This window comes from Actinophytocola sp. (assembly GCF_045807065.1).
Taxonomy (GTDB): Bacteria; Actinomycetota; Actinomycetes; order Mycobacteriales; family Pseudonocardiaceae; genus Actinophytocola.
In genome coordinates, this window is sequence record NZ_JBJMIE010000595.1 from 1 (window position 1) to 19630 (window position 19630).

Sequence of the window (19630 nt, forward strand, 5' to 3'; positions counted from 1 at the left end):
GAACGCGTCCCCACCGCCCTCGGGTGGTACGCGACGTCGTGCTCGACCACCGTCCAGCCCGCGGCGGCCGCACGCAGCAGCAGTTCGAGCGGGTAGCCGAACGCGCGGTCCCGCACGCCGAGCGCCACCAGGTCGGCGCGGCGCACCGCGCGTGCCGGGGCGATGTCCGACACCGCCAGCCCGCGTCGCCGCAACAACCTCGCCAGCACGTGGTTCCCGGCGCGGGCGTGCCACGGCCACACACCGCGCGCGACCGGCACGCGGCGGCCCACGGCCAGGTGCGCGCCGGCGTCGACGGCTGCCACCAGCGGCGCCAGTTCGGCCGGGTCGAGCGAGCCGTCCGCGTCGAGGAAGCACACGATGTCGGTGCGCGCGTGCGACAGTCCGGTGTGGACGGCCGCGCCGTAGCCCCGGCGTGCTTCGTGCACGACCGTCGCGCCGTGCGCGGCGGCGACCGCCGGCGAGCCGTCGGTGGATCCGTTGTCCACCACGATCGCCCGGTAGCCCGCGGGCAGCGAGGCCAGCACACCGGGGAGTGCGGCGGCCTCGTCGAGACAGGGGAGAACCACGTCGACTGCGTCCATGCCTGGAAAGCTAGGCGTGCGTGGCGACCCCCGGAAAGCCTTGCGCTGCTTACCGAACTGTGACGGCGGGGCGAATCTTACGGGGCTGTGACGGATCCGCTTGCGCCGCGCGGCGGCGCGTTCGCCTGCCCTACGGTCCACTCGTGGTCGTGTCCCCGCCTGCCAGCAAGACGGCCCGCACCGACCTGCTCGTCGGTGCGGCCGCGATCGGCTTCGTGCTGCTGGCCACCGCCGTCGGTTTCCTGACCGGCGCCCGCAACTACGGCGCCGCCCTGAACCCGCGGGCGGCACCGCGCTTCGGCGAGTACCCGGTGCTCGCGGACCTCTACCCCAGGGTCGGGCCCGGCAGCCTGTTCGCGGTGATGATCGCCGCCGCCACCGTGCTGTGGGGCCCGGCCCTCGCCGTACGCCTGCGCTGGCGCGTGCTGCTCGCCGCCGGCTACCTGACGTCGGTCGCGTGGATCTTCGCGCTGGCGCTGGTCGACGGCTGGCACCGCGGCGTCGCCCACCAGCTTGCCGCCGGCGGCGAGTACCTCGGCGTCGTCCACCGGATCACCGACATACCGTGGTTCCTGTCGACGTTCTCCGCGCGGATCCTCGACTTCCAGCCGGCCTCGTGGCCGACGCACGTGGCCGGCCACCCACCGGGCGCGACGCTCGTGTTCGTCTGGCTGGACCGGCTCGGGCTTTCCGGCGGCGGCGCGGCGGGGGTGGTGTGCGTGCTCGCGGGCGCGGCGGCGACGGTCGCCGTGCCGGTGACGGTCGCCGCCCTGGGCCGCGCGGACCTGGCCCGGGCGGCGGTGCCGTTCGTCGCGTTGCTGCCGGGCGCGGTCTGGCTGGGGGTGTCCGCCGACGCGTTGTTCACGGGCGTCACGGCGAGCGGTGTCGCGTTGTTCGCGGTCGGGGCGAGCCGGGGTGGGCGGGTGCTGTGCGTGGCCGGCGGCGTGGTGCTGGGCTTCGGGATCTTCCTGTCCTACGGGTTGCTGCTGATGGCGCCGATCGCGCTGGCCGTCGTGCTGGTGACGCGGAACTGGCGGGCGCTGTGCTACGCGGTACCGGGGGCGCTGGCGGTGGCCGGGGTGTTCGCGCTGGCCGGGTTCTGGTGGCTCGACGGGTACCGCCTCGTGGTGGAGCGGTACCACCAGGGCATCGCCGCCCACCGGCCCTACTGGTACTGGGTGTGGGCGGACCTCGCCTGCCTGGTCCTGGCGATCGGGCCGGCGGTGGTCGCCGGGCTGCGCCGCACCGACTTCCTGACCGGGCTGCGCCGGCCGGCCGAGCCGGTCGGCGCGCTGGTGCGCGGCGCGGTGCTCGCGGTGCTCACCGCCACCCTCTCGGGCCTGTCGAAGGCCGAGGTCGAGCGGATTTGGCTACCGTTCGCGGTGTGGCTGGTGCTCGCGGTCGTGTCGCTGCCGCCGGTGTCGCGGCGATGGTGGCTCGCGGCGCAGGCCGGGACGGCGCTCGTGGTCCAGCACGTGCTGTTGACGACTTGGTGAGGTGGGGAATGGGCCGGTCGAAGGTGCTCGTCGTGGACGACGACCTGACCGTGCGGGACGTGGTGCGCCGGTACCTCGAGTTGGCCGGGCACCAGGTCGCGCTGGCCGGCACCGGTGAGGAGGCGCTCGCGTTGGCCGCCCGGCTCCGGCCGGACCTGGTGGTGTTGGACCTGATGCTGCCGGACGTCGACGGGTTGGAGGTGTGCCGGCGGCTGCGGGCGACCAGTGCCGTGCCGGTGGTGATGCTGACCGCGCTCGGCGAGGAGGAGAACCGGATCGCCGGCCTGTCGCTCGGCGCCGACGACTACGTGACCAAGCCGTTCAGCCCGCGTGAGCTGGCGCTGCGGGTGTCCTCGGTGCTGCGGCGCTCGCTCTCGTCGCCGGCGTCCGGCGAGCTGGCCGACGGCGACCTGCGGCTCGACGTGGCCGCGCGCCGGGCCACCCGCGGTGGTGACGACCTGTCGCTGACGACACGGGAGTTCGACCTGCTGGCGTTCTTCCTGGCGCATCCCGGTGCGGTGTTCACCCGGGAGCAGCTGCTGGAGAAGGTGTGGGGCTGGGACTTCGGCGACCAGTCGACGGTGACCGTCCACGTGCGCCGGTTGCGCGAGAAGATCGAGACGACGCCCGCGAAGCCGATCCGCATCGCGACGGTCTGGGGAGTGGGCTACCGGTATGACCGTGCGTGACCAGGCGCAGGGCGTCATCAACCCGGACGAGTCCTTCGGCACGATGGTCGAGCACGCCCTGCACATCCTGCCGGTGGCGCTCGTGCTCGTGCTGCCGGTGGTCGCGCTGGGCTCGGCGCTGCTGTACGGGGTCCGCCGCGGCTCGCTGACCACGACCATGACCGTGCTGGTCGTCGTGCCGATGGTGGCCGTGCTGACGGGTGTCCTCGGCGTCAGCGGGTTCATGTTCGACACCACGCTCACCACGATGGCCCTGGTGTGCCTGCTGGTGTTGGTCGTGACGCTGCCGGTGGTGGTGCTGCTGGGACGGGCGATCGCGCGGCGCAGCGTGTGGGAGCGGGAGGCCCGGGAGCGGGAGCGCGCGGTGGAGGCGTCGCGGCGGGAGCTGGTGGCGTGGATCAGCCACGACCTGCGCACCCCGCTCGCCGGCATCCGCGCGATGGCCGAGGCACTCGCCGACGGGGTCGTGTCCTCGCCGGCGGAGGTCGCCGGCTACGCGAACCGCATCAGCGGCGAGAGCAGGCGCCTGGCCGGTATGGTCGACGACCTGTTCGAGCTGTCGCGGATCACCGCCGGCGCGCTGCGCCTGACCATGTCACAGGTCGCGCTCCGCGAGGTGGTCAGCGACGTCCTCGCGGCACAGGCGCCGGTGGCGAAGCGCAAACACGTGCGGGTGCTGACCGACGCGCCGACCGCACCGGTCGTGCTCGGCTCCGACCCGGAACTGGCCCGCGTGGTGGGCAACCTCGTCTCGAACGCCATCCGCCACACCCCACCGGACGGCACCGTGGCGGTGCAGATCGGCGTCGACGGCCCGGACGCCGTGCTCGCGGTGGACGACGGCTGCGGCGGCATCCCGGACGCCGAGCTGGCCCGGGTGTTCGACGTGGCGTTCCGCGGGAGCGCCGCCCGGACACCCGCACCGTTCGACGAGGAACAGGCGGGCGGCGGCCTCGGCCTCGCGATCGCCAAAGGACTGGTCGAGGCCCACCGCGGCCGGATCCAGGCCCACAACCACGGGCCGGGTTGCCGCTTCGAGGTCCGGCTCCCGTTGGCGGTGGTGTGAGGTCGGTGGGCGCATCGCACGGGCGTGCCGGGCAAACCGGGGCTGCCGCTGGGCGGCCACTGCGCGGGCTCTTCACCGCCCTGTCCATCGTGGCCCTGCCCGGCGCACGCCAGCCGGGCCGCGCCCAGGCGCGCAGCCGGGTGGTCGTGAACTCGGTGATGCCGCTGGGGATGGATCCGGGCGAATTGCCACGGTCGGGTTGCGCTTTGAGGTGCGGCTCCCGTTGGCGGTGGTGTGAGGTCGGTCTGCGTCACGTCACTGCGGCCGAGGCGCGCAGCCGGGTGGTCGTGAATTCGGTGCTGCCGCTGGGGATGGATCCGGGCGAACTGCCACGGCCGGGTTGCCGCTTCGAGGTGCGTCTCCGTTGGCGGTGGTGTGAGGCCCGCAGGCGTCACGTCACCGCGGCCGGGGCGCGTAGCGGGGCGGTCGCGAACTCGGCGATGCCCGTCGCGAAGGAGGTGGTCGCCGTGAAGCCCAACTTCTCGCGGGCCGCGCGGGGGTCGGCGACCACGTGTCGGACGTCGCCCGGCCGGCTGCCGCCCACCACGCGGGGAGCCGGGCCGCCGCACGCCTTCGCGAGTTCGGCGGCCAGTTCGCCGACGGTGTGCGGTGTGCCGGAGCAGATGTTCACCGGGACGAGGGACCCGCGCGCTGCCGGGGTTTCCGCCGCCAGTGCGTTGGCCAGCGCCACGTCCCGTACATGGACGAAGTCCCTGCGCTGGTTGCCGTCCTCCAGCACGGTGGGGGCGGCACCGCGTGCCAGCGCCGAGCGGAACAGCGACGCGACCCCGGCGTACGGCGTGTCCCTCGGCATCCGCGGGCCGTACACGTTGTGGTACCGCAACGCCCAGACCCGGCCACCTGTCTGCCTCGCCCACGCCGAGGCCAGGAACTCCTGCGCCGCCTTGGTCGCCGCGTAGGTGCTCCTCGGTTCCAGCGGCGCGTCCTCGGGCACCAGGCCCGGCGACAGCGCCGCGCCGCAGGACGGGCACGGGGGGTCGTACCGTCCACTGTCGACAGCGGACTGGCTGCGCGGCCCGGGACGGACCACGCCGTGCACCGGGCACTCGTAGCGGCCCTCGCCGTACACCACCATCGACGACGCCAGCACCAGGCGAGCGACACCCGCCTCGTGCATGGCCGCCAGCAGGACCGCGGTGCCGTAGTCGTTGTGCAGCACGTACTCCGGCCCGTCGGCCGGTGAGACGCCGTGCCCCACCACCGCGGCCTGGTGACAGACGACGTCGATCCCGCTCAACAACCCGGCCAGCAACGACGGGTCCCGGACGTCGCCGACCACCCCCGCGAACGCGGTGGCCTCGCCGTGCGCCTTGGGCAGCAGGTTGTCCACGAGAACCGTGTCGTGACCGCGCTCCGACAGCGCCTCCGCCACGTGGGAGCCGATGAAACCGGCGCCGCCGGTGACCAACACTCGCATGCCGCGACGCTAGGCCGCACCACCGCCGGCGCGCGACACCGCGGGGCGGCACGTCACCGAACCGTCAGATCCGCCGCGCTGGCCGTCGATTCGTTACCGCGTGCGGCAGGACAATTCCGCTATGTCGTACTCATCTGCTCTGTTGTGGCGAGGACTGTTGGCCGTCGTGATCGGAATCGTCTCGGTGGCGTGGCCGGGTGTCACGGTCGGCGCGGTGGTGCTGCTGTTCGCCGTCTACGCCTTCGTCGCGGCGGCCGCGGACACGATGCGTGCGTTCAGCAGCGACCGCGTCGGCCCGGTCGTCGGCTACTTGCTGCTGGCGGTGCTCTCGCTCGTCGCGGGCGTGATCGCCATCGCCTGGCCCGGGATCACGGCGCTGGTGCTGACGATCTGGGTCGCGGCATGGGCGGTCGTCACCGGCGTCACCGAGGTCGCCATGGCCTTCCAGCACCGCGAGACCACGGGCGAGCGGGCGATGTGGGGACTGACCGGGCTCGTGTCGATCGGCCTCGGGGTGGTGCTGTTCATCCGGCCCGACATCGGCGCCCTCTCACTGGCCACCGTGTTCGGGCTCTTCAGCCTGTTCTACGGCATCTCGGCCCTGATCCTGTACTTCCAGCACCGGCAGGCCACCACCCACCGGACGACCGCGCCCCCGCGCGGCGCCGGCGTCGGCGGCTGAGCACGCCGGTCCCCGGGTGAGCCGGGACTCCGGTCCCGGCTCACCCCCCTCAGGGCGGGAAGAACTCCGCGGTCCGGGTGAGCACCGAGCCGGGACTACTCCCGCGCCCGCGGTTCTTCGGTGGCGGGTGTCGTCGGCTCGCGGGTCGTCGGCGCCGGCTGGTGCAGCCACCAGCGGCGGCCCAAATACGCGGCGCCGAGCAGCACCACCACGCCGAGCGTCAGCCAGACGACCGTGCCCCACGGGAACGGGCCGCGGAGCTCACCCGGTCGCACGACCACCTGCACGTCGTGGTGCGTGCGGTCCACGAAGTACACGTTCCCGGCCCGGTCCACGGCCAGCGGCCCCAGCAGCGTGCGTGTCCCGTCCACCGACGGGTTCTCCGCGACCGTCGTGACGACGCCGTCCGGGTCGATCCGGCGGACTCCGTCGAACGTGCCGACGTAGACGTTCCCGACGGCGTCCACCACCACGTCCGACGCGCCGAACAGCGACACGTCGGTGGCGTCCTCGCCGTCGCCGGTGTTCTCGCCGCCGCCCGCGACCAGGGTGCGGGTCCCGTCCGGCGCAACGCGGTACACGCGGTCGTGGTCCTGATCGTGGTCCTGATCCTCGGCGGCCGCCACGTACAGGTCCTCGCCGGGGCCCACCGCGACGGCGCTCACCTCGCCGCCGCGAAACACCCGCGCCAGCGTGCCGTCCTCGCCGACCCGGTACACGACGTCGGGCAGCGCCACGTACAGCCGGCCGGACGGGCTGATCGCCACGTCCACGACCCGCTCCAGGGACGCGAGCGTCGCCGGCCTGCCGTGCACGTCGCCCGTCAGCGGCCCCCCACCGGCGACGACCACCGGGGCGCCGTCGACGGGCACCCGGGTCACCAGGGTCCGCGTCACCACGTACCGCGAACCGTCCGGACCGACCTCGACCTGCGCCGCGTTCGCGAACCGCCGGTCGTCGAGCGCCGTGGTGACCATTCCGCGCCCGTCCACGGCGTACACACCCGCCGCGTGCGTCACGAGCAGCCGGCCGTCGTGGTCGACGGCGAGCCCGCGCGCGTCGATCGCGGTGTCCGTCGCCCGTTCGCGCCGCTTCGCCGCCGGTGCGTCGATCTCGTCGGTGGTGACGTGGCCGGCGTCGAACACGCGGATCCGGTCGCCGGGGCCGTTGATCACCGCAACGGACCCGTCGGCGCCGACCGCCACGGACTGCGGCTCCTCCACCGCGGCCTTCGCCGGGGCGCCGCCGTCGCCGCTGTCGGTGCGCTCGCCGGTGCCGGCGAACGTCGTGATCGTGCCGGCCGGGTCGAGCGCGCGCACCCGGTTGTTGAAGCTGTCCGCGATGTACAGCACGCCGTCCGGGGCCGCGTCGATGTCCACCGGGTTGTTCAGCTCCGCCCTGGTGCCCGGTCCGCCGTCGCCGCCGAAGCCGGCCTCCGACTCGGAGCGGTAGGCATCGCCGGCGACTGTGCGCACGATGCCGGCCGGGTCGACCACCCGCACCGCGGGGTTGGTGATCGCGGCGCCGTTGTCGATGAAGTACACGCTCCCGTCCCGGCCCAGCGTCACGGCCCGCGGCTGGAAGAGGTCCGCCTCACTCGCGGGGTGCCCGTCGGCGTCGTCCATCCACCGGCGACCGCCGCCGACGAACGTGGTGATCACGCCGTCCGGGGTGATCCGGCTGATCCGCTTGTCGTCGTCCTCGGCGACGTAGAGGGTGCCGTCCCCGGCGACCGCCACGTCGACGGGTGTCACGGTCGCGGCGGTCGCGGGCCCACCGTCGCCGGTGACCGCGACCGTCTCGCCGAAAGAGCCGCCCGGGGTGCCCGCCTGACCGTCGCCGGCGACCGTGGTGAGCACCCCGGACGGGTCGATCCTGCGCAGCCGCTCGTTGCCGGAGTCGGCGATGTAGACACTGCCGTCCGGGCCCACCGCCACCCCGGTCGGGGTGTGCAGCGCGGCCGCCCTCGCCGGTCCGCCGTCGCCGGAGAAGCCGGGCTCGCCGGTGCCGGCGACCACCGATTCCGCGCCGCCCTCGGTGACCCGCACGACGACGTGCCGTGCCGCGTCCGCGTAGTACCGGTCGCCGTTCGGTGCGACCGCCAGGCGGAGCCGGCTGTGCTGGTCGCCGGGCGGCAGGTCGGCGGTGAGGTCCTCCTCGGCGCCGGAGCCCGCGACGGTGTGCACGGTGCCCGGCTCGTCACCGGAGTACCGGGTGGGGTAGTCGGGCGTACGGACCCTCGCCGGCTTGGGCCTGCCCGCCTCGTGGGGCAGCCGGTACACGCGCGCGCCTGCCTTGAGATACAGGTCGCCGCCGGGGCCGACGGCCAGGCCGCCGCCGGACCCGGTGGCCGGCGGGGAGATCGTGTCGATGTCGCCGTCGCGGTCGATGACGCGGACGACGCCGTTGCCGCGGTCGTACACGTAGACGGTGTCGCCGGCCACGGCCACCCCGCCGAGGTCGCCGCTCAGCCGCGCCTTCACCGCGGGGCCGCCGTCGCCGGCGAACCCGGGTTCCCCGGCGCCCGCGACGAGGTGCAGCGTGCCGTCCCGGTCGATCCGGTACAGCGCGCGGTAGTTCTCGTCGGACCGCTCCCTCGGCGCGATGAGGTAGACCGTGCCGCTCTCGGTGGCGGCGATGCCGGTGGCGTCGCCGAGGAGCCGGACCTCGGTCGCCGGGCGGCCCTCGGCGGCGGACGGGTCGGTCGGGCCGCCACCGGCGAGTACCGTGACCGCGCCGCTCGGCGGGATCCGCACGACCCGGTCCCGGCCGGCGAGGTAGAGGTCGCCGCCGGCGACCGCCAGGTCCGACGGGTCGTCGACCCGCGTGTCCGACGCGTCGAGGATCTTCGTGGCGGTTCCGTCGGGCGCGAGCCTGCGCAGAGAGTCGTGGCCGATGACGTAGAGCGCGCCGTCCGGCCCGACCGCGACGTCGTAGGGCCGGTCGCTCGGGCTGTACTGGATGCCGTCGCCTTCCGGCCCGTCGGTCGCGGGGGATCGGAGGGCGCGGCCACCCGGCACGGTGTCGATCACGCCGTCGCGGCGCACTGCCCTGACCCGGCCGCTCCACTGGTCGGCGAGGTAGAGGGTGCCGTCGGGCGCGACCGCGATACCGCCCGAGCCGCTGATGCGGGCCTCGGTGGCCGGCAGCCCGTCGCCGGAGTACCCCTCCTCGCCGATCCCGGCGACCGCGACGGGCGCGCCGTAGCGCACGGCCGTCGTCGCCCCGGCGCCGGCCGGCGTGAACGCGCCGAGCGCCACGAGACTGGACAGGACGGCGACAGCGGTACGTGACACTCCGGACTCCCGATGCTCGGTGCGGTCACGGTACCGACGGGTGGGCGCCACCCCCGGTTCCCGCCACCGGTCAGATGAGGCCGGCTCTCGCGGCCCGCGCCGCGGCCGCCGTGCGGGACGGCACGTCGAGCTTCTGCCGGACGTTCGCCACGTGGCGGTGTACCGTGTGGACACTCAGCACGAGCTGTCGCGCGATCTCCTGGTCGCTCATGCCCTGTGCGACAAGGCGCAGGACCTCGATCTCCCGAGTGGACAGTGCGGGCAGGGCGGGCAGCGCCGGTGACGCGGGTGCCGCGCGCCTCTCGGTCGGCTGTTCGCCGGTGAGGAACGACAGGATGGCCCGCGCGACCGCCACCATGTCCCCCCGCCACGGGAAATGGTCCATCCCGTCGACAGCGACGAAGGTGGCGCCGCGGACACGGGCCGCGACGTCCTGGCCCAGGCCGAACGGGATCGCCCGGTCCTCGCGGCGATGCACGACCAGGGTGGGGGCCGTGATCGCGGCCAGGTGTTCCCGTACGTCCATTGTGTACACCGCAGCGAGTGAGGCCGCGGCGTTTTCCTTCGTCATACACGCCTGTTGGAGCCTCACCAGCTCATCGCGTTCCGCCGCGGTCGCTTCCGGTAGGAAGACGTCGGCCAGCAACCGGGAGCCCACGCCCCAGTGCCGGGCCACCGCGGCCAGGATCGACTCGCGGGCCTCGGCGCCGGCGATGTCGGTGCCGTTGGCGTAGCCGCCGTACAACACGAGCCGGTCCACGCGCCGCGGATGCGTCGCGGCGTAGGCCGCGGCCACACAGGAACCCGACGAGCCGCCGAACAGGCACACCCGGTCACCGACCTCGTCGATGACGGCGGCCAGCGCCGCGACCTCCTCGGCGAGGGAGGTGGCCGGCGGTCCGGCCCGGTCGGACAGGCCGCTGCCCGGCCGGTCGTACCTGATCACCGTGAACCGCTCGGTGAGCAGGTCGAGGAACTGCCGGAACAGCGGGTTGCGCCAGTCCATCTCCAGGTGGCCGCACCACCAACCACCGAGCACCAACGGCGGCCCGGTGCCGGCGCTGCCCCACGCGAGCCGGCGGCCGCCGGCGTCGGTGAAGCGAATCACCTGTTGGGTGGTCGACATCGACGGAGTCTAAGCCGCCTCCCGCACGCGCATGGCCGGATTCCGCCATCGTGGAAATGGCTCATCCGGGCGACGCGGGTGGCGGACGGCGACTGTTCCACTCCTAGGCAACACCTAGGAGGGTGAATGACCACACCACATGGAGACGGCCCGTGGACCCGGTTCGGGGCGGTGCTGTACGAGCCGTTCCTGCGTCGCGGCGAACGGCTGGGCATGCGTGACCACCGGGCGGAACTGGTTGGCCGGGCACGGGGCCGGGTGGTCGAGATCGGGGCGGGCACCGGGCTCAACGTCCCGCACTACCCACCCGCTGCGGAGGAGGTCATCCTCACCGAACCCGTGCCGGCCATGTTCCGGCGCGTGCGCCGCCGCGCGGCGGGCCACGCCCCGATGCGGGTCGTCCAGGCGGGCGCCGACGCGCTCCCGGTCGCGGACGGCAGCGTGGACACCGTCGTGTCGACGCTCGTGCTGTGCACGGTCGCCGAGGTCGAACCGGTACTGGCCGAGATCGCGCGCGTGCTCCGGCCCGGCGGCCGGTTGCTGTTCTGCGAGCACGTGCGGGCCGGCGACCCGAAGCTGGCCCGCCGCCAGACCCGGTACGCCGGCCCGTGGGCGGTGTTCGCACAGGGCTGCCGGTGCGACCGCGACACGCTCGACCTCGTCACCGAACGGTTCGACATCGAGTGGGTGACCGACAACCAGTGGCGCGGGATGCCGTCGGTGGTCCGTCCTCTCGTCCTGGGGGCGGCGACCACGCGACCGGCCGGTTGAACCGTGGTCCGGCCGGGCGTAACGGCTGGTGGTGCTGGTGACCAGGCCCGCCTGCTGGACCGCGAATAGTAACCGGCCGGAGTTTGTTGCAACTTTTCATGGACATCAGCATCGGACTGCCCTCCACCATCCCCGGCATCCCCGGACGCCTGGTTCTGGACTGGGCCACGGCCGCCGAACAGGCCGGCTTCTCGACGCTTGGCACGCTCGACCGCCTCGTGTACGGCAACCTGGAGACCGTGCCGACGCTGGCGGCCGCGGCCGCGGTGACCGAGCGCATCGGGTTGACCACCGCGGTCCTGATCGGTCCGTACCGGGGCAACGGCGCCCTGCTGGCCAAGCAACTGGCCACGGTGGACAGTATCGCCGGCGGCCGGCTGACGGTCGGTATCGCGGTCGGCGGGCGCCAGGACGACTTCGAGGCGACGGCGTCGCCGTACGGCCGGCGGGGGAAGGCCTTCGACGCGCAGCTCGCCGAGATGCGGGCCGTGTGGGCGGGGGAGCCGAGGGGCTATGCCGGGGCGATCGGGCCGGCCCCGGTGCGACCAGGTGGTCCGCCGCTGCTGATCGGTGGTGGCTCGCCCGCCGCGTTCCGCCGGATGGCCGCGTTCGGCGCGGGCTGGGTCCTGGGCGCCGGCGGTCCAGACGCGTTCGCCGCCGGCGCGGACCAGGCCCGGCAGGCATGGCGCACGGCCGGCCGCGACGGCGAGCCCCGCCTGGTCGCCATCGCGTACGTGAGCCTGGGCGCGGACGCCGAGGAGCACGCGCGCCGGTACCTGGGGGACTACTACGGCTTCCTCGGCGACTTCGCCACCCGGATCATCGGCGCCGCGCTCACCACGCGGCAGAAGGTGGCGGATGCCGTCGCCGCCTTCACGGCAGCGGGCTGCGACGAGCTGATCCTGTTCCCCTGCAACCCGGACGTCCGCCAGGTCACGTTGACCGCCGACGCCGCCGGACTGAGCTGAGTCGTCGAGGGGAGGTGCCGTTCCCCGCGCTGCGGGCGCCGGCGAGCGGCACGGGCGGTCGGCAGGGATCATTGGACCAGGTCGGGGCGTAGTATCGGATGGTCGTGGACAACTCGGCCCATCAGCCCGGCGGACCGTCCGCGACGGTGTCACCGACGCGGAATCGTTCGCGGTTTCGAGACGGGTCTTCGGTCATGGCCAACGGCGATACGTACTGTGGTGCCGGCGCTGCCGGGGAGCTGTGGGAACTTCTCCGGACCGCGCGGACCCCGACCGTCAACTAGCCGGGCACGGCCCGTGTCGAACCACAGCACCGCCGACGTGCCGGGTTTCCCCGTCGTAGCCCTGGTCACGTCCGCGGGTGGCCTCAACGCCCTGTGCCAGGTGCTGTCGCCGCTGCCGGCCGACCTGCCGGCCGCGGTCGTCGTCGTCCAGCACCAGCAGCCCGACCACACCAACCACCTGACCGCCCTGCTCGACAGGAGCACCGCGCTCACCGTCACCCTCGCCCGCGAGAACGACACCCTCACCCCGGGGCACGTCCTCGTGGCACCGCCAGGTCGGCACGTCCTGATCAGCGCCCCGGCACGGATCGGTCTGATCGACTCCGGAGCGATTCCTCCCGCACGTCCCTCCGCCGACCTGCTGCTCGCGACCTTGGCCGTCACGTGTGGACCCCGAGCACTCGCCGTGGTGCTCACCGGCAGAGGCACCGACGCCCAAGCCGGCATCCGTGCCGTCGCCCACTACGGCGGCACCGTCTTCGCCCAGGACCAGGCCAGTTCGGCATACGGCGGCATGCCTGCCGCGGCCGCCGACACCGGACTGGTCCAAGCTGTACTTCCGCTACCCGACCTCGCCGCCGCCATTCTGGCCCACGTGCGCGACAACCGGCACCTGCGGCGCAGCTGACGTTTCACCGCGCGGGCCGTCGCTCCCCAGCACGCGAAACCCAGCGCGAGCCGAGGTCCCTCGCCTCCTGCCGGCGGGCACGGCTGAGCCGGCACAACGATTTCCGCCCACTGGCACTCGACGTCGCCGTGCTGTCCCGCGGCTAAAACCCCTGCTGTTTGCCGGAGTCGCGGCGGGGCACCCCGTCCCGCATGCGATTTCCACCTGTGGTTGACAGTTCGGTGTCGGTGTTGCTCGAGGGGTACGGCTGGCTGCCGGCGCGGCGGGCGCGGTCGGCGTCCGGGGTGGCGCGGAGCCGGGTGCTGGGCCAGCGTGCGGTCGGCCTGTGCGGCCCGGACGCGGCCCGGTTCTTCTACGACGAGGAGCACGTGCGGCGGCACACCGCCATCCCGTGGCCGGTGCAGAACACGTTGTTCGGTCGGCACGCGGTGCACACGCTCGACGGCGAGACGCACCGCGGCCGCAAGGGCATCTTCCTCGCGGTCGTGACCAGGGAGACCGCGCGGGCGCTGGCCGACGATGTCGAGAAGTCGTGGCATGACGCGGTGGCCTCGTGGAAGCCGGGAGAGCCGGTGGTGCTGTTCGACGAGGCCGCCCGCGTGATCACCCGTGCCGTGTGCCGGTGGGCCGGTGTCCCGATCAGCGACGACGAGGTGCCGGCGGTGGCGCGGGACCTCGTGGCGATGGTCGACGGTTTCGCGACACCCGGTCCCCGGCACTGGCGGGCCCGTGCCGCGCGCGGCCGGCGGGAGGCGTGGCTCTCGCGGCTGGTGACGCGGGTGCGTGACGGCGTGCTCGACGTGCGGCCGGGTTGCGCGCTCGAGGTCGTCAGCCGGCACCGGGAGGTCGACGGCGAGGAGCTGTCGCCCCGGCTGGCGGCGGTCGAACTGCTGAACGTCATCCGCCCGACCGTGGCGGTGTGCTGGTTCGTCGCCTACGCCGGCCACGCGCTGCACCGCTGGCCGCGGTACCGGCAGCGGTTGCGCGACGGGGACCGCGACGTCGCCGAGGCGTTCGCGCACGAGCTGCGGCGCTTCTACCCGTTCGCCCCGTTCATCGGCGGCCGCGCGGTGCGGGACCTGGAATGGCGCGGTGAGCGCATCCCCGAGCACGCGATGGTGCTGCTCGACCTGTGGGGCCACAACCACGACGAGGAGCTGTGGGGTGACCCGTGGGTGTTCCGGCCGGAACGCTTCCTCGGCCGCGACATCGGGCCGTTCGAGCTGGTGCCCCAGGGCGCCGGTGACCCGCACACCAACCACCGCTGTCCCGGCGAACCCCTGACCGTGTCGATCCTGCGGACCCTCGCGGTGTGCCTGGCACGCCTGGACTTCGAGGTGCCCGAACAGGACCTGACCATCTCGCTGCGACGAGTCCCGGCGCGACCCAGGAGCGGGTTCGTGCTCGTCCCGACCGGCACGGCCGCGAGCGGTTGGTGAGTACCGCTCGGGCCCGACCCGTGGCCGCCCGGGGGAGACCGCTCGGAAGGCGGTCCTGCCCCAGCGGGCACACGCTGGCACGCCGAAGGCGGCATTGGCCGGTGCCGCGAGCGGCGCACGCCGCCGAGGCGGCGCGCTACCGGCCGTGGACGTAGCCGGCCGCACCCCGGACGCCCGCCGGCGCCTCGACCAGGACGAGGGCGGGTCAGTCCCAGTTGGCGTCCGGGTCCGCTCTGTCCTCGGCGACGGCGTCGATGGCCGCGATCATCCGGTCGGCTTCGGCGTCCTGCCCGGCGGCGCCGTTGTCGGCGAGGAGTTGGTCGCGGGCCTGTTGCTGTTCGCAGACGTTCCAGACCTGCAGGATCCCGACTCCTTCGTTCAGGGCGGTCCGCAGTCGCAGCCGGTCCAGGAGTCGGCGCGCGGACTCCTCCCGGCGATGTCGGTCGGGCAGTGGCACGAGAGCAGCCTCCTCGGCCGGACCTCTCTTCACGCTACCCCGGTGACCGGTGCGATCCGGGGTCAGCCGCGGCCGGTGGCCGGCGCGTCGTGCAGGCCGGCGGGCGCGAGGGCGCCGCTCGTGACCGCGTGGGACAGCTCGCGCAGCGATCGGCCGGTGGCCGCGCTGTGGTCGGCGAGCATGGCACGCGCGGCCTCGGGGGTGACGCCCAGCGTGCCCGCGATGATGCCGACCGCGTGGCCGAGGTGCGCGCGGTCGTTGAGGGTGGTGAGCGTCTGCTCCGCGAGCCGTTCGACCCGCCGCTGGTCCCGTTCCTGCGTGAGGCCGAGGACGGCGAGGTCGGCGAGTGCCTGGGCGAGCCTGCGCCGGGACTGCGACAGGTCGGTGCGCGAGGTGTAGAACATGTTGAGACCACCCACCACGCGGTTCATCAACCGCATCGGGTAGGCGTACATCGACCGGAACCCGGCCCCCGTCGCCGCGGGCGCGAACCGGGGCCACCGGTCGGCGTCGGTGTCGAGGTCGGTGGCGGTGACCTCGACGTTGCCGGTGATGCAGTCCAGGCAGGGCCCTTCCTGGGTCTGCGTCTGCAGCAGCTCGACGAACCGCGCGTGTTCGTCGGAGGCGGCGATGAGCTCGAACCCGCCACGGGGGTCGGCGATGATCACACCGGTCGCGTCGGCGGCGAGCGCGGAAGCGCAGGCGTCGGTGACGGCCCGCAGGACGGTCAGACCGTCATGGCGCGCCGCGAGCCGCGCGGTGATGGCGGCGACGGCGTCACTGACGCCGTCGCTGTCGCGGTCCTGCGCGGTGGGCACCCGGTCAGCATACGGTCGGTGCCGGCATTCCTGCCGGGGGCGGTGGGCTCACTCCTGGAAGGTGTCGGCCCGGAGCTGGCGGTTGAGCACCGCGCGTGCGACGTCGAGCAGCGGGTGGCCGGTGCTGAAGGCGTGCGCCCGCAGCCGCAGGAACGCGTCGTCGACGGTGATCCGCAGTTCGGCGGCGAGCATGCCGGTGGCCACGTTGACGTCGTCGTAGTGCCCCGGGGCCTCCCCGCCCGCCCACGATGTCGCCGCGTCCGGTGTGGCGTCGGTCAGCAGCGCGCCGGTGGCGAGGTCGGCCAGGACGGCCACGTCGGCCAGTGCCTCGGTCGACAGGGCACCCGGCCGGCGCCGGTACAGGTCGAGCGTGCCCAGCTGGATGGCTCCCTCCTGCAACGGCAGGGCGAACACCGCGGCGAGCCCGTCGACGGTGGCCGTGTCCACGAAACCGGGCCACCGCGATCCGGCGTCGGGCAGGTCGGCGACGAGTACCGGGCCGGCCGTGGTGAACGCCTCCACCCCGGGGCCCTCGCCGACGGTGTACTGCAGCTCCTCGAGACGCCGCGCCCACGGGTCGCTGGCCGCGGCCAGTTCCTGGGCACGCGCCGAGGTCCGCAACGAGATCGCCGCCCCGTCGACGTCCGTCTGGTCGACCGCGACCGCGCAGACCACCTCTGCCCAGCCGGCGAAGTCGCTGCCGTGGGCCCGGTCGGTGACCAGCCGCCACAGCCGCTGATGGCGTTCGCCGTCCACCGCCTCGCCACCTCCGCGCTGTGCCGTCGGCAGCCTCCGTCCGGCGCTCCCGCGGATGTCCATCATCACTCAACGCCGGGATCGACGCCGACCGCCGTCGTCATTGTGTCGGACGGACGGATCGGCGGGCGCACCGAGTTCGGACCCCGCGAACCAGGTCGCGCACGCGGTGCCCGGACGTGCACGTGTGCCGGAAGTGTTGCGGGGTAAGCCGCCTCCATGACACTCATGTCCGACCGGCAGGCCGCGCGCACCATCGTCGCCACCGTGGTCACCACGGTCCGGCGCCGCGGGTGGGCGAGGGCGGCGGGATACCTCCGCTCGCGCATCGCCGCCGACCCCGAGCCGCGGGACCGGCTGCGTTGCGTCCTGACCGAGCTGATCGAGCTGAACGCGGCTCTGGCCCTGCGCCGGATGGAGCCGCTGGACGGCACCGAGTTGATCAGCCTGGACCTGGCGGACGAGGACGAGTCACCCATCGACATCGACAGCCTGGCCCCCGCGGTCCGCGCGTTCCTGGCCCGCGTCAACGGCCACCCGGCGGACGCCGACGAGCAGGTTCACCTGGCGCTGCTCGCCCCACCACCGGCGGTGGTCGACGCCGTCATGATCATCCTGGGGTGGACGACGGACCAGCTCGACTGGTGCCGGCACCACCGGATGCCCACCCCGGAGTGGCTGGGCGCGGCCTGAGGCAGGCGCACGGGGTGACCACCGGCGCCGCGTTTGTCGGCGCCGGCGCCGGGAAAGCCGCCGGGACGGGCGGCCTGAGGAGGGCTCATGAAAGCAGTGGTGTGGCACGGGATCGGGGACATCCGGGTGGACGAGGTCGAGGCCTACGAGGCGTTCGACCGCCGCGACGAGGGCTGGCTCGAGACGGTGCTGGAGGTGACCGCGTGACCGGCACGGTCGCTGACGCGTTGGTGTCCCGGTTGCGGGACTGGGGTGTGCCGCGGGTGTTCGGCTACGCCGGGGACGGGATCGACCCCATCCTCGCCGCGTTGCACCGCGCCGACGGTGAGCCGGAGTTCGTCCAGGCGCGGCACGAGGAGATGGCCGCGTTCATGGCGTCGGGGCACGCGAAGTACAGCGGGCAGCCGGGGGTGTGCCTGGCCACCCAGGGGCCGGGCGCGATCCACCTGCTGGCCGGGTTGTACGACGCCAAGCTGGACCGGCGCCCCGTGGTCGCGATCGTGGGGCAGGTCGTGTCGACGGCGTTGGGCAGCGGGTACCTGCAGGAGGTCGACCTGCACGCGTTGTTCAAGGACGTCTGCGGTCAGTACCTGCAGACGGTGTTCGCGCCGGAGCAGCTGCCGCTGTTGCTGGACAACGCGATGCGGACCGCGATCGCCACCAGCACGCCGACCTGCCTGATCCTCCCGCACGACGTGCAGCGCGTCGACGCGGTCGACGAGCCGCCGCACACCCACGGCGTGGTGCCGTCCTCGGCCGTGGTCGGCCACCCGACGATCGTGGCGCCGCGGCAGGACCTGCGTCGGGCCGCCGAGGTCCTGGAGAAGGGCCGGCGGGTGGCGTTGCTGGTCGGCCGGGGCGCCGCGGGCGCGGTGCGCGAGGTCGAGGCGGTCGTGGAGCGGCTGGGCGCGGGGGTGACCGTGTCGCTGGTGGGCAAGCCGGTGCTCGACGAGGGCGCGCCGTGGCACACCGGGGTCATGGGGCACCTGGGCACGACCGCGAGCGCGGAGCTGATGGCGGGCTGCGACACGCTGCTGATCGTGGGCTGCAACGACCCGTGGACCGAGTTCTACCCGAAGCCCGGGCAGGCCAGGGCCGTGCAGATCGACATCGAGGCCCGGGTGGTCGGCGCGAAGTACCCGGTGGAGGTGGCGCTGGTCGGGGACGCGCGCGAGACCCTCGCGGGCCTGCTGACCCACCTGCCGCGCAACCCCGACCGGACCTGGCAGGACCGCGTGCGGCAGAGCGTGACCCGCTGGCACGAGCTGGCCGAGCGGCGAGCGGGGCTCGCCGCCGAGCCGCTCAGCCCGGAGCTGGTCGTGCGGCAGCTGTCCGGCCACCTGCCCGCGGACGTGCGGGTCGCGGTGGACGTGGGGTCGGCGACCTACTGGTACGCCCGGCACCTGCGGCTGCCGTCCGGTGCGCCGGCGCACGTGTCGAGCTACCTGGCGGCGATGGGCTGTGCCATGCCCTACGGGCTCGCGGCCAAGCTGGACGCGCCGGACCGGCCGGTCGTGGCGCTGGTCGGGGACGGCGCGATGCAGATGAACGGGCTGCTCGAGCTGATCACCGTGGCCGACCGGTGGCGGTCCTGGTCCGACCCGAGGTTCGTGGTGCTGGTGCTGCACAACCGCGACCTCAACGAGGTCACCTGGGAGCAGCGGGAGATGGAGGGCGACCCCCGGTTCCCGGCCTCCCAGCGGGTGCCCGACTTCCCGTACGCGGGCTACGCCGAGCTGCTCGGCCTGCGCGGCATCCGCGTCGACTCGCCCGACGCCGTCGACAAGGCCTGGACCGACGCGTTCGCGGCCGACCGCCCGGTCGTGGTCGAGGCGGTCGTCGACGCCCACGTCCCGCTCCTCGCGCCGCACCTGCCCGACGAGAAGGCGGACATGATCTACCGCGGCCTGGCACAGGAACCCGACAGCGGCGCACGTGAGCAGGTGTTGCGCCAGCGCGCCGACGAAGGCCACGACGACCGCGACCGGCAGGAGGAGTCATGATGCGAGCCGTCCTGCGTGGTGTGGCCGCCGGCGCGGCGGGCACCACGGCACTGCACGCCGTCACCTACCTGGACATGGTGCTCCGCGGCCGGCCGGCGAGCCAGACCCCGGAGCAGAGCGTCGAACGGCTGGCCGACCTCGCGGAGGTCACCATCCCGGCCGAGGGGCGGGAGAACCGCGTCTCGGGCGCCGGTGCGCTGCTCGGCATCCTGTCGGGTCTGGTCGTGGGCGCCGGGTACGGCGCGGCCCGTGCCGCCGGATGGCGGCCGTCCACCACCGTGGCCGGCGCCCTCGCCACCGTGGGCGCGATCGCCGCGTCGGCCGCGCCGATGGCGGCGATCGGGGTGTCGAACCCGCGGGAGTGGTCGCTGTCGGACTGGGTGTCCGACGTCGTGCCCCACCTCGCGTACGGGTGGGTCACCACAGCCACCTACGC

At 73.9% G+C, this 19630-nt stretch carries 18 protein-coding genes; 11 read left to right on the plus strand and 7 right to left on the minus strand.

Features of this window, described 5'->3' with window-relative positions; translation table 11 throughout:
* Positions 1–584, minus strand: a 584-nt coding sequence (locus ACJ73U_RS34855) for a glycosyltransferase family 2 protein (protein WP_407782014.1), incomplete at its 3' end; no start/stop codon positions are given.
* Between the two features lie 143 nt (positions 585–727).
* On the opposite strand from ACJ73U_RS34855, the gene ACJ73U_RS34860 reads away from it, so the two are divergent.
* From ACJ73U_RS34860 to ACJ73U_RS34870, 3 genes are read left to right on the plus strand one after another with little or no spacing between them, the layout of a single operon-like run.
* A complete protein-coding gene (locus ACJ73U_RS34860) occupies positions 728–2080 on the plus strand; it encodes a hypothetical protein (RefSeq protein WP_407782015.1) in 1353 nt (450 codons plus the stop codon).
* Between the two features lie 8 nt (positions 2081–2088).
* Complete coding sequence (locus ACJ73U_RS34865; protein WP_407782016.1) at positions 2089–2769, plus strand: response regulator transcription factor; 681 nt, start codon at positions 2089–2091, stop codon at positions 2767–2769.
* Entirely contained in the window at positions 2756–3835 is a 1080-nt protein-coding gene (locus ACJ73U_RS34870; protein ID WP_407782017.1) for a sensor histidine kinase, read from the plus strand. The genes ACJ73U_RS34865 and ACJ73U_RS34870 overlap by 14 nt, the downstream gene beginning before the upstream one ends.
* 391 nt (positions 3836–4226) lie before the next feature.
* On the opposite strand, the gene ACJ73U_RS34875 is transcribed toward ACJ73U_RS34870, so the two are convergent.
* A complete protein-coding gene (locus tag ACJ73U_RS34875) occupies positions 4227–5273 on the minus strand; it encodes an NAD-dependent epimerase/dehydratase family protein (RefSeq protein WP_407782018.1) in 1047 nt (348 codons plus the stop codon).
* 121 nt (positions 5274–5394) lie between these two features.
* Between ACJ73U_RS34875 and ACJ73U_RS34880 the strand changes: the two genes are divergently transcribed.
* Entirely contained in the window at positions 5395–5955 is a 561-nt protein-coding gene (locus ACJ73U_RS34880) for an HdeD family acid-resistance protein (RefSeq protein ID WP_407782019.1), read from the plus strand.
* Between the two features lie 95 nt (positions 5956–6050).
* Here the strand turns inward: ACJ73U_RS34880 and ACJ73U_RS34885 are convergent, their stop codons facing one another.
* Together ACJ73U_RS34885 and ACJ73U_RS34890 are read right to left on the minus strand one after the other, a co-directional pair.
* Positions 6051–9251, minus strand: a complete 3201-nt coding sequence (locus ACJ73U_RS34885; protein ID WP_407782020.1) for a hypothetical protein — start codon at positions 9249–9251, stop codon at positions 6051–6053.
* 70 nt (positions 9252–9321) lie between these two features.
* Positions 9322–10377: an alpha/beta fold hydrolase gene (locus ACJ73U_RS34890; RefSeq protein ID WP_407782021.1), complete on the minus strand. Its 1056-nt coding sequence runs from the start codon at positions 10375–10377 to the stop codon at positions 9322–9324.
* A gap of 126 nt (positions 10378–10503) precedes the next feature.
* Between ACJ73U_RS34890 and ACJ73U_RS34895 the strand changes: the two genes are divergently transcribed.
* From ACJ73U_RS34895 to ACJ73U_RS34910, 4 genes are all read left to right on the plus strand, one after another.
* On the plus strand, positions 10504–11148 hold the full coding sequence (locus ACJ73U_RS34895; protein WP_407782022.1) for a class I SAM-dependent methyltransferase: 645 nt from the start codon (positions 10504–10506) through the stop codon (positions 11146–11148).
* Positions 11149–11246: 98 nt separating this feature from the next.
* The gene (locus tag ACJ73U_RS34900) at positions 11247–12116 is read left to right on the plus strand and encodes an LLM class flavin-dependent oxidoreductase (RefSeq protein WP_407782023.1); all 870 of its coding nucleotides are present in this window, start codon (positions 11247–11249) and stop codon (positions 12114–12116) included.
* Positions 12117–12413: 297 nt separating this feature from the next.
* Entirely contained in the window at positions 12414–13028 is a 615-nt protein-coding gene (locus ACJ73U_RS34905) for a chemotaxis protein CheB (protein WP_407782024.1), read from the plus strand.
* 206 nt (positions 13029–13234) lie between these two features.
* Positions 13235–14467: a cytochrome P450 gene (locus ACJ73U_RS34910; RefSeq protein ID WP_407782025.1), complete on the plus strand. Its 1233-nt coding sequence runs from the start codon at positions 13235–13237 to the stop codon at positions 14465–14467.
* 205 nt (positions 14468–14672) lie between these two features.
* Here the strand turns inward: ACJ73U_RS34910 and ACJ73U_RS34915 are convergent, their stop codons facing one another.
* From ACJ73U_RS34915 to ACJ73U_RS34925, 3 genes are all read right to left on the minus strand, one after another.
* On the minus strand, positions 14673–14924 hold the full coding sequence (locus ACJ73U_RS34915) for a hypothetical protein (RefSeq protein WP_407782026.1): 252 nt from the start codon (positions 14922–14924) through the stop codon (positions 14673–14675).
* A gap of 62 nt (positions 14925–14986) precedes the next feature.
* The gene (locus ACJ73U_RS34920) at positions 14987–15742 is read right to left on the minus strand and encodes a GAF and ANTAR domain-containing protein (protein WP_407782027.1); all 756 of its coding nucleotides are present in this window, start codon (positions 15740–15742) and stop codon (positions 14987–14989) included.
* Positions 15743–15790: 48 nt separating this feature from the next.
* Entirely contained in the window at positions 15791–16498 is a 708-nt protein-coding gene (locus ACJ73U_RS34925; RefSeq protein ID WP_407782028.1) for a GAF and ANTAR domain-containing protein, read from the minus strand.
* 219 nt (positions 16499–16717) lie between these two features.
* Between ACJ73U_RS34925 and ACJ73U_RS34930 the strand changes: the two genes are divergently transcribed.
* The 3 genes from ACJ73U_RS34930 to ACJ73U_RS34940 form a co-directional block, all read left to right on the plus strand.
* Positions 16718–17191 carry a hypothetical protein gene (locus ACJ73U_RS34930; RefSeq protein ID WP_407782029.1) on the plus strand — a complete coding sequence of 158 codons (474 nt, stop codon included), beginning with the start codon at positions 16718–16720 and terminating at the stop codon, positions 17189–17191.
* Between the two features lie 203 nt (positions 17192–17394).
* A complete protein-coding gene (locus tag ACJ73U_RS34935) occupies positions 17395–19194 on the plus strand; it encodes a thiamine pyrophosphate-requiring protein (protein WP_407782030.1) in 1800 nt (599 codons plus the stop codon).
* Positions 19191–19630, plus strand: a 440-nt coding sequence (locus tag ACJ73U_RS34940; RefSeq protein WP_407782031.1) for a hypothetical protein, incomplete at its 3' end; no start/stop codon positions are given. The genes ACJ73U_RS34935 and ACJ73U_RS34940, both read left to right, overlap by 4 nt.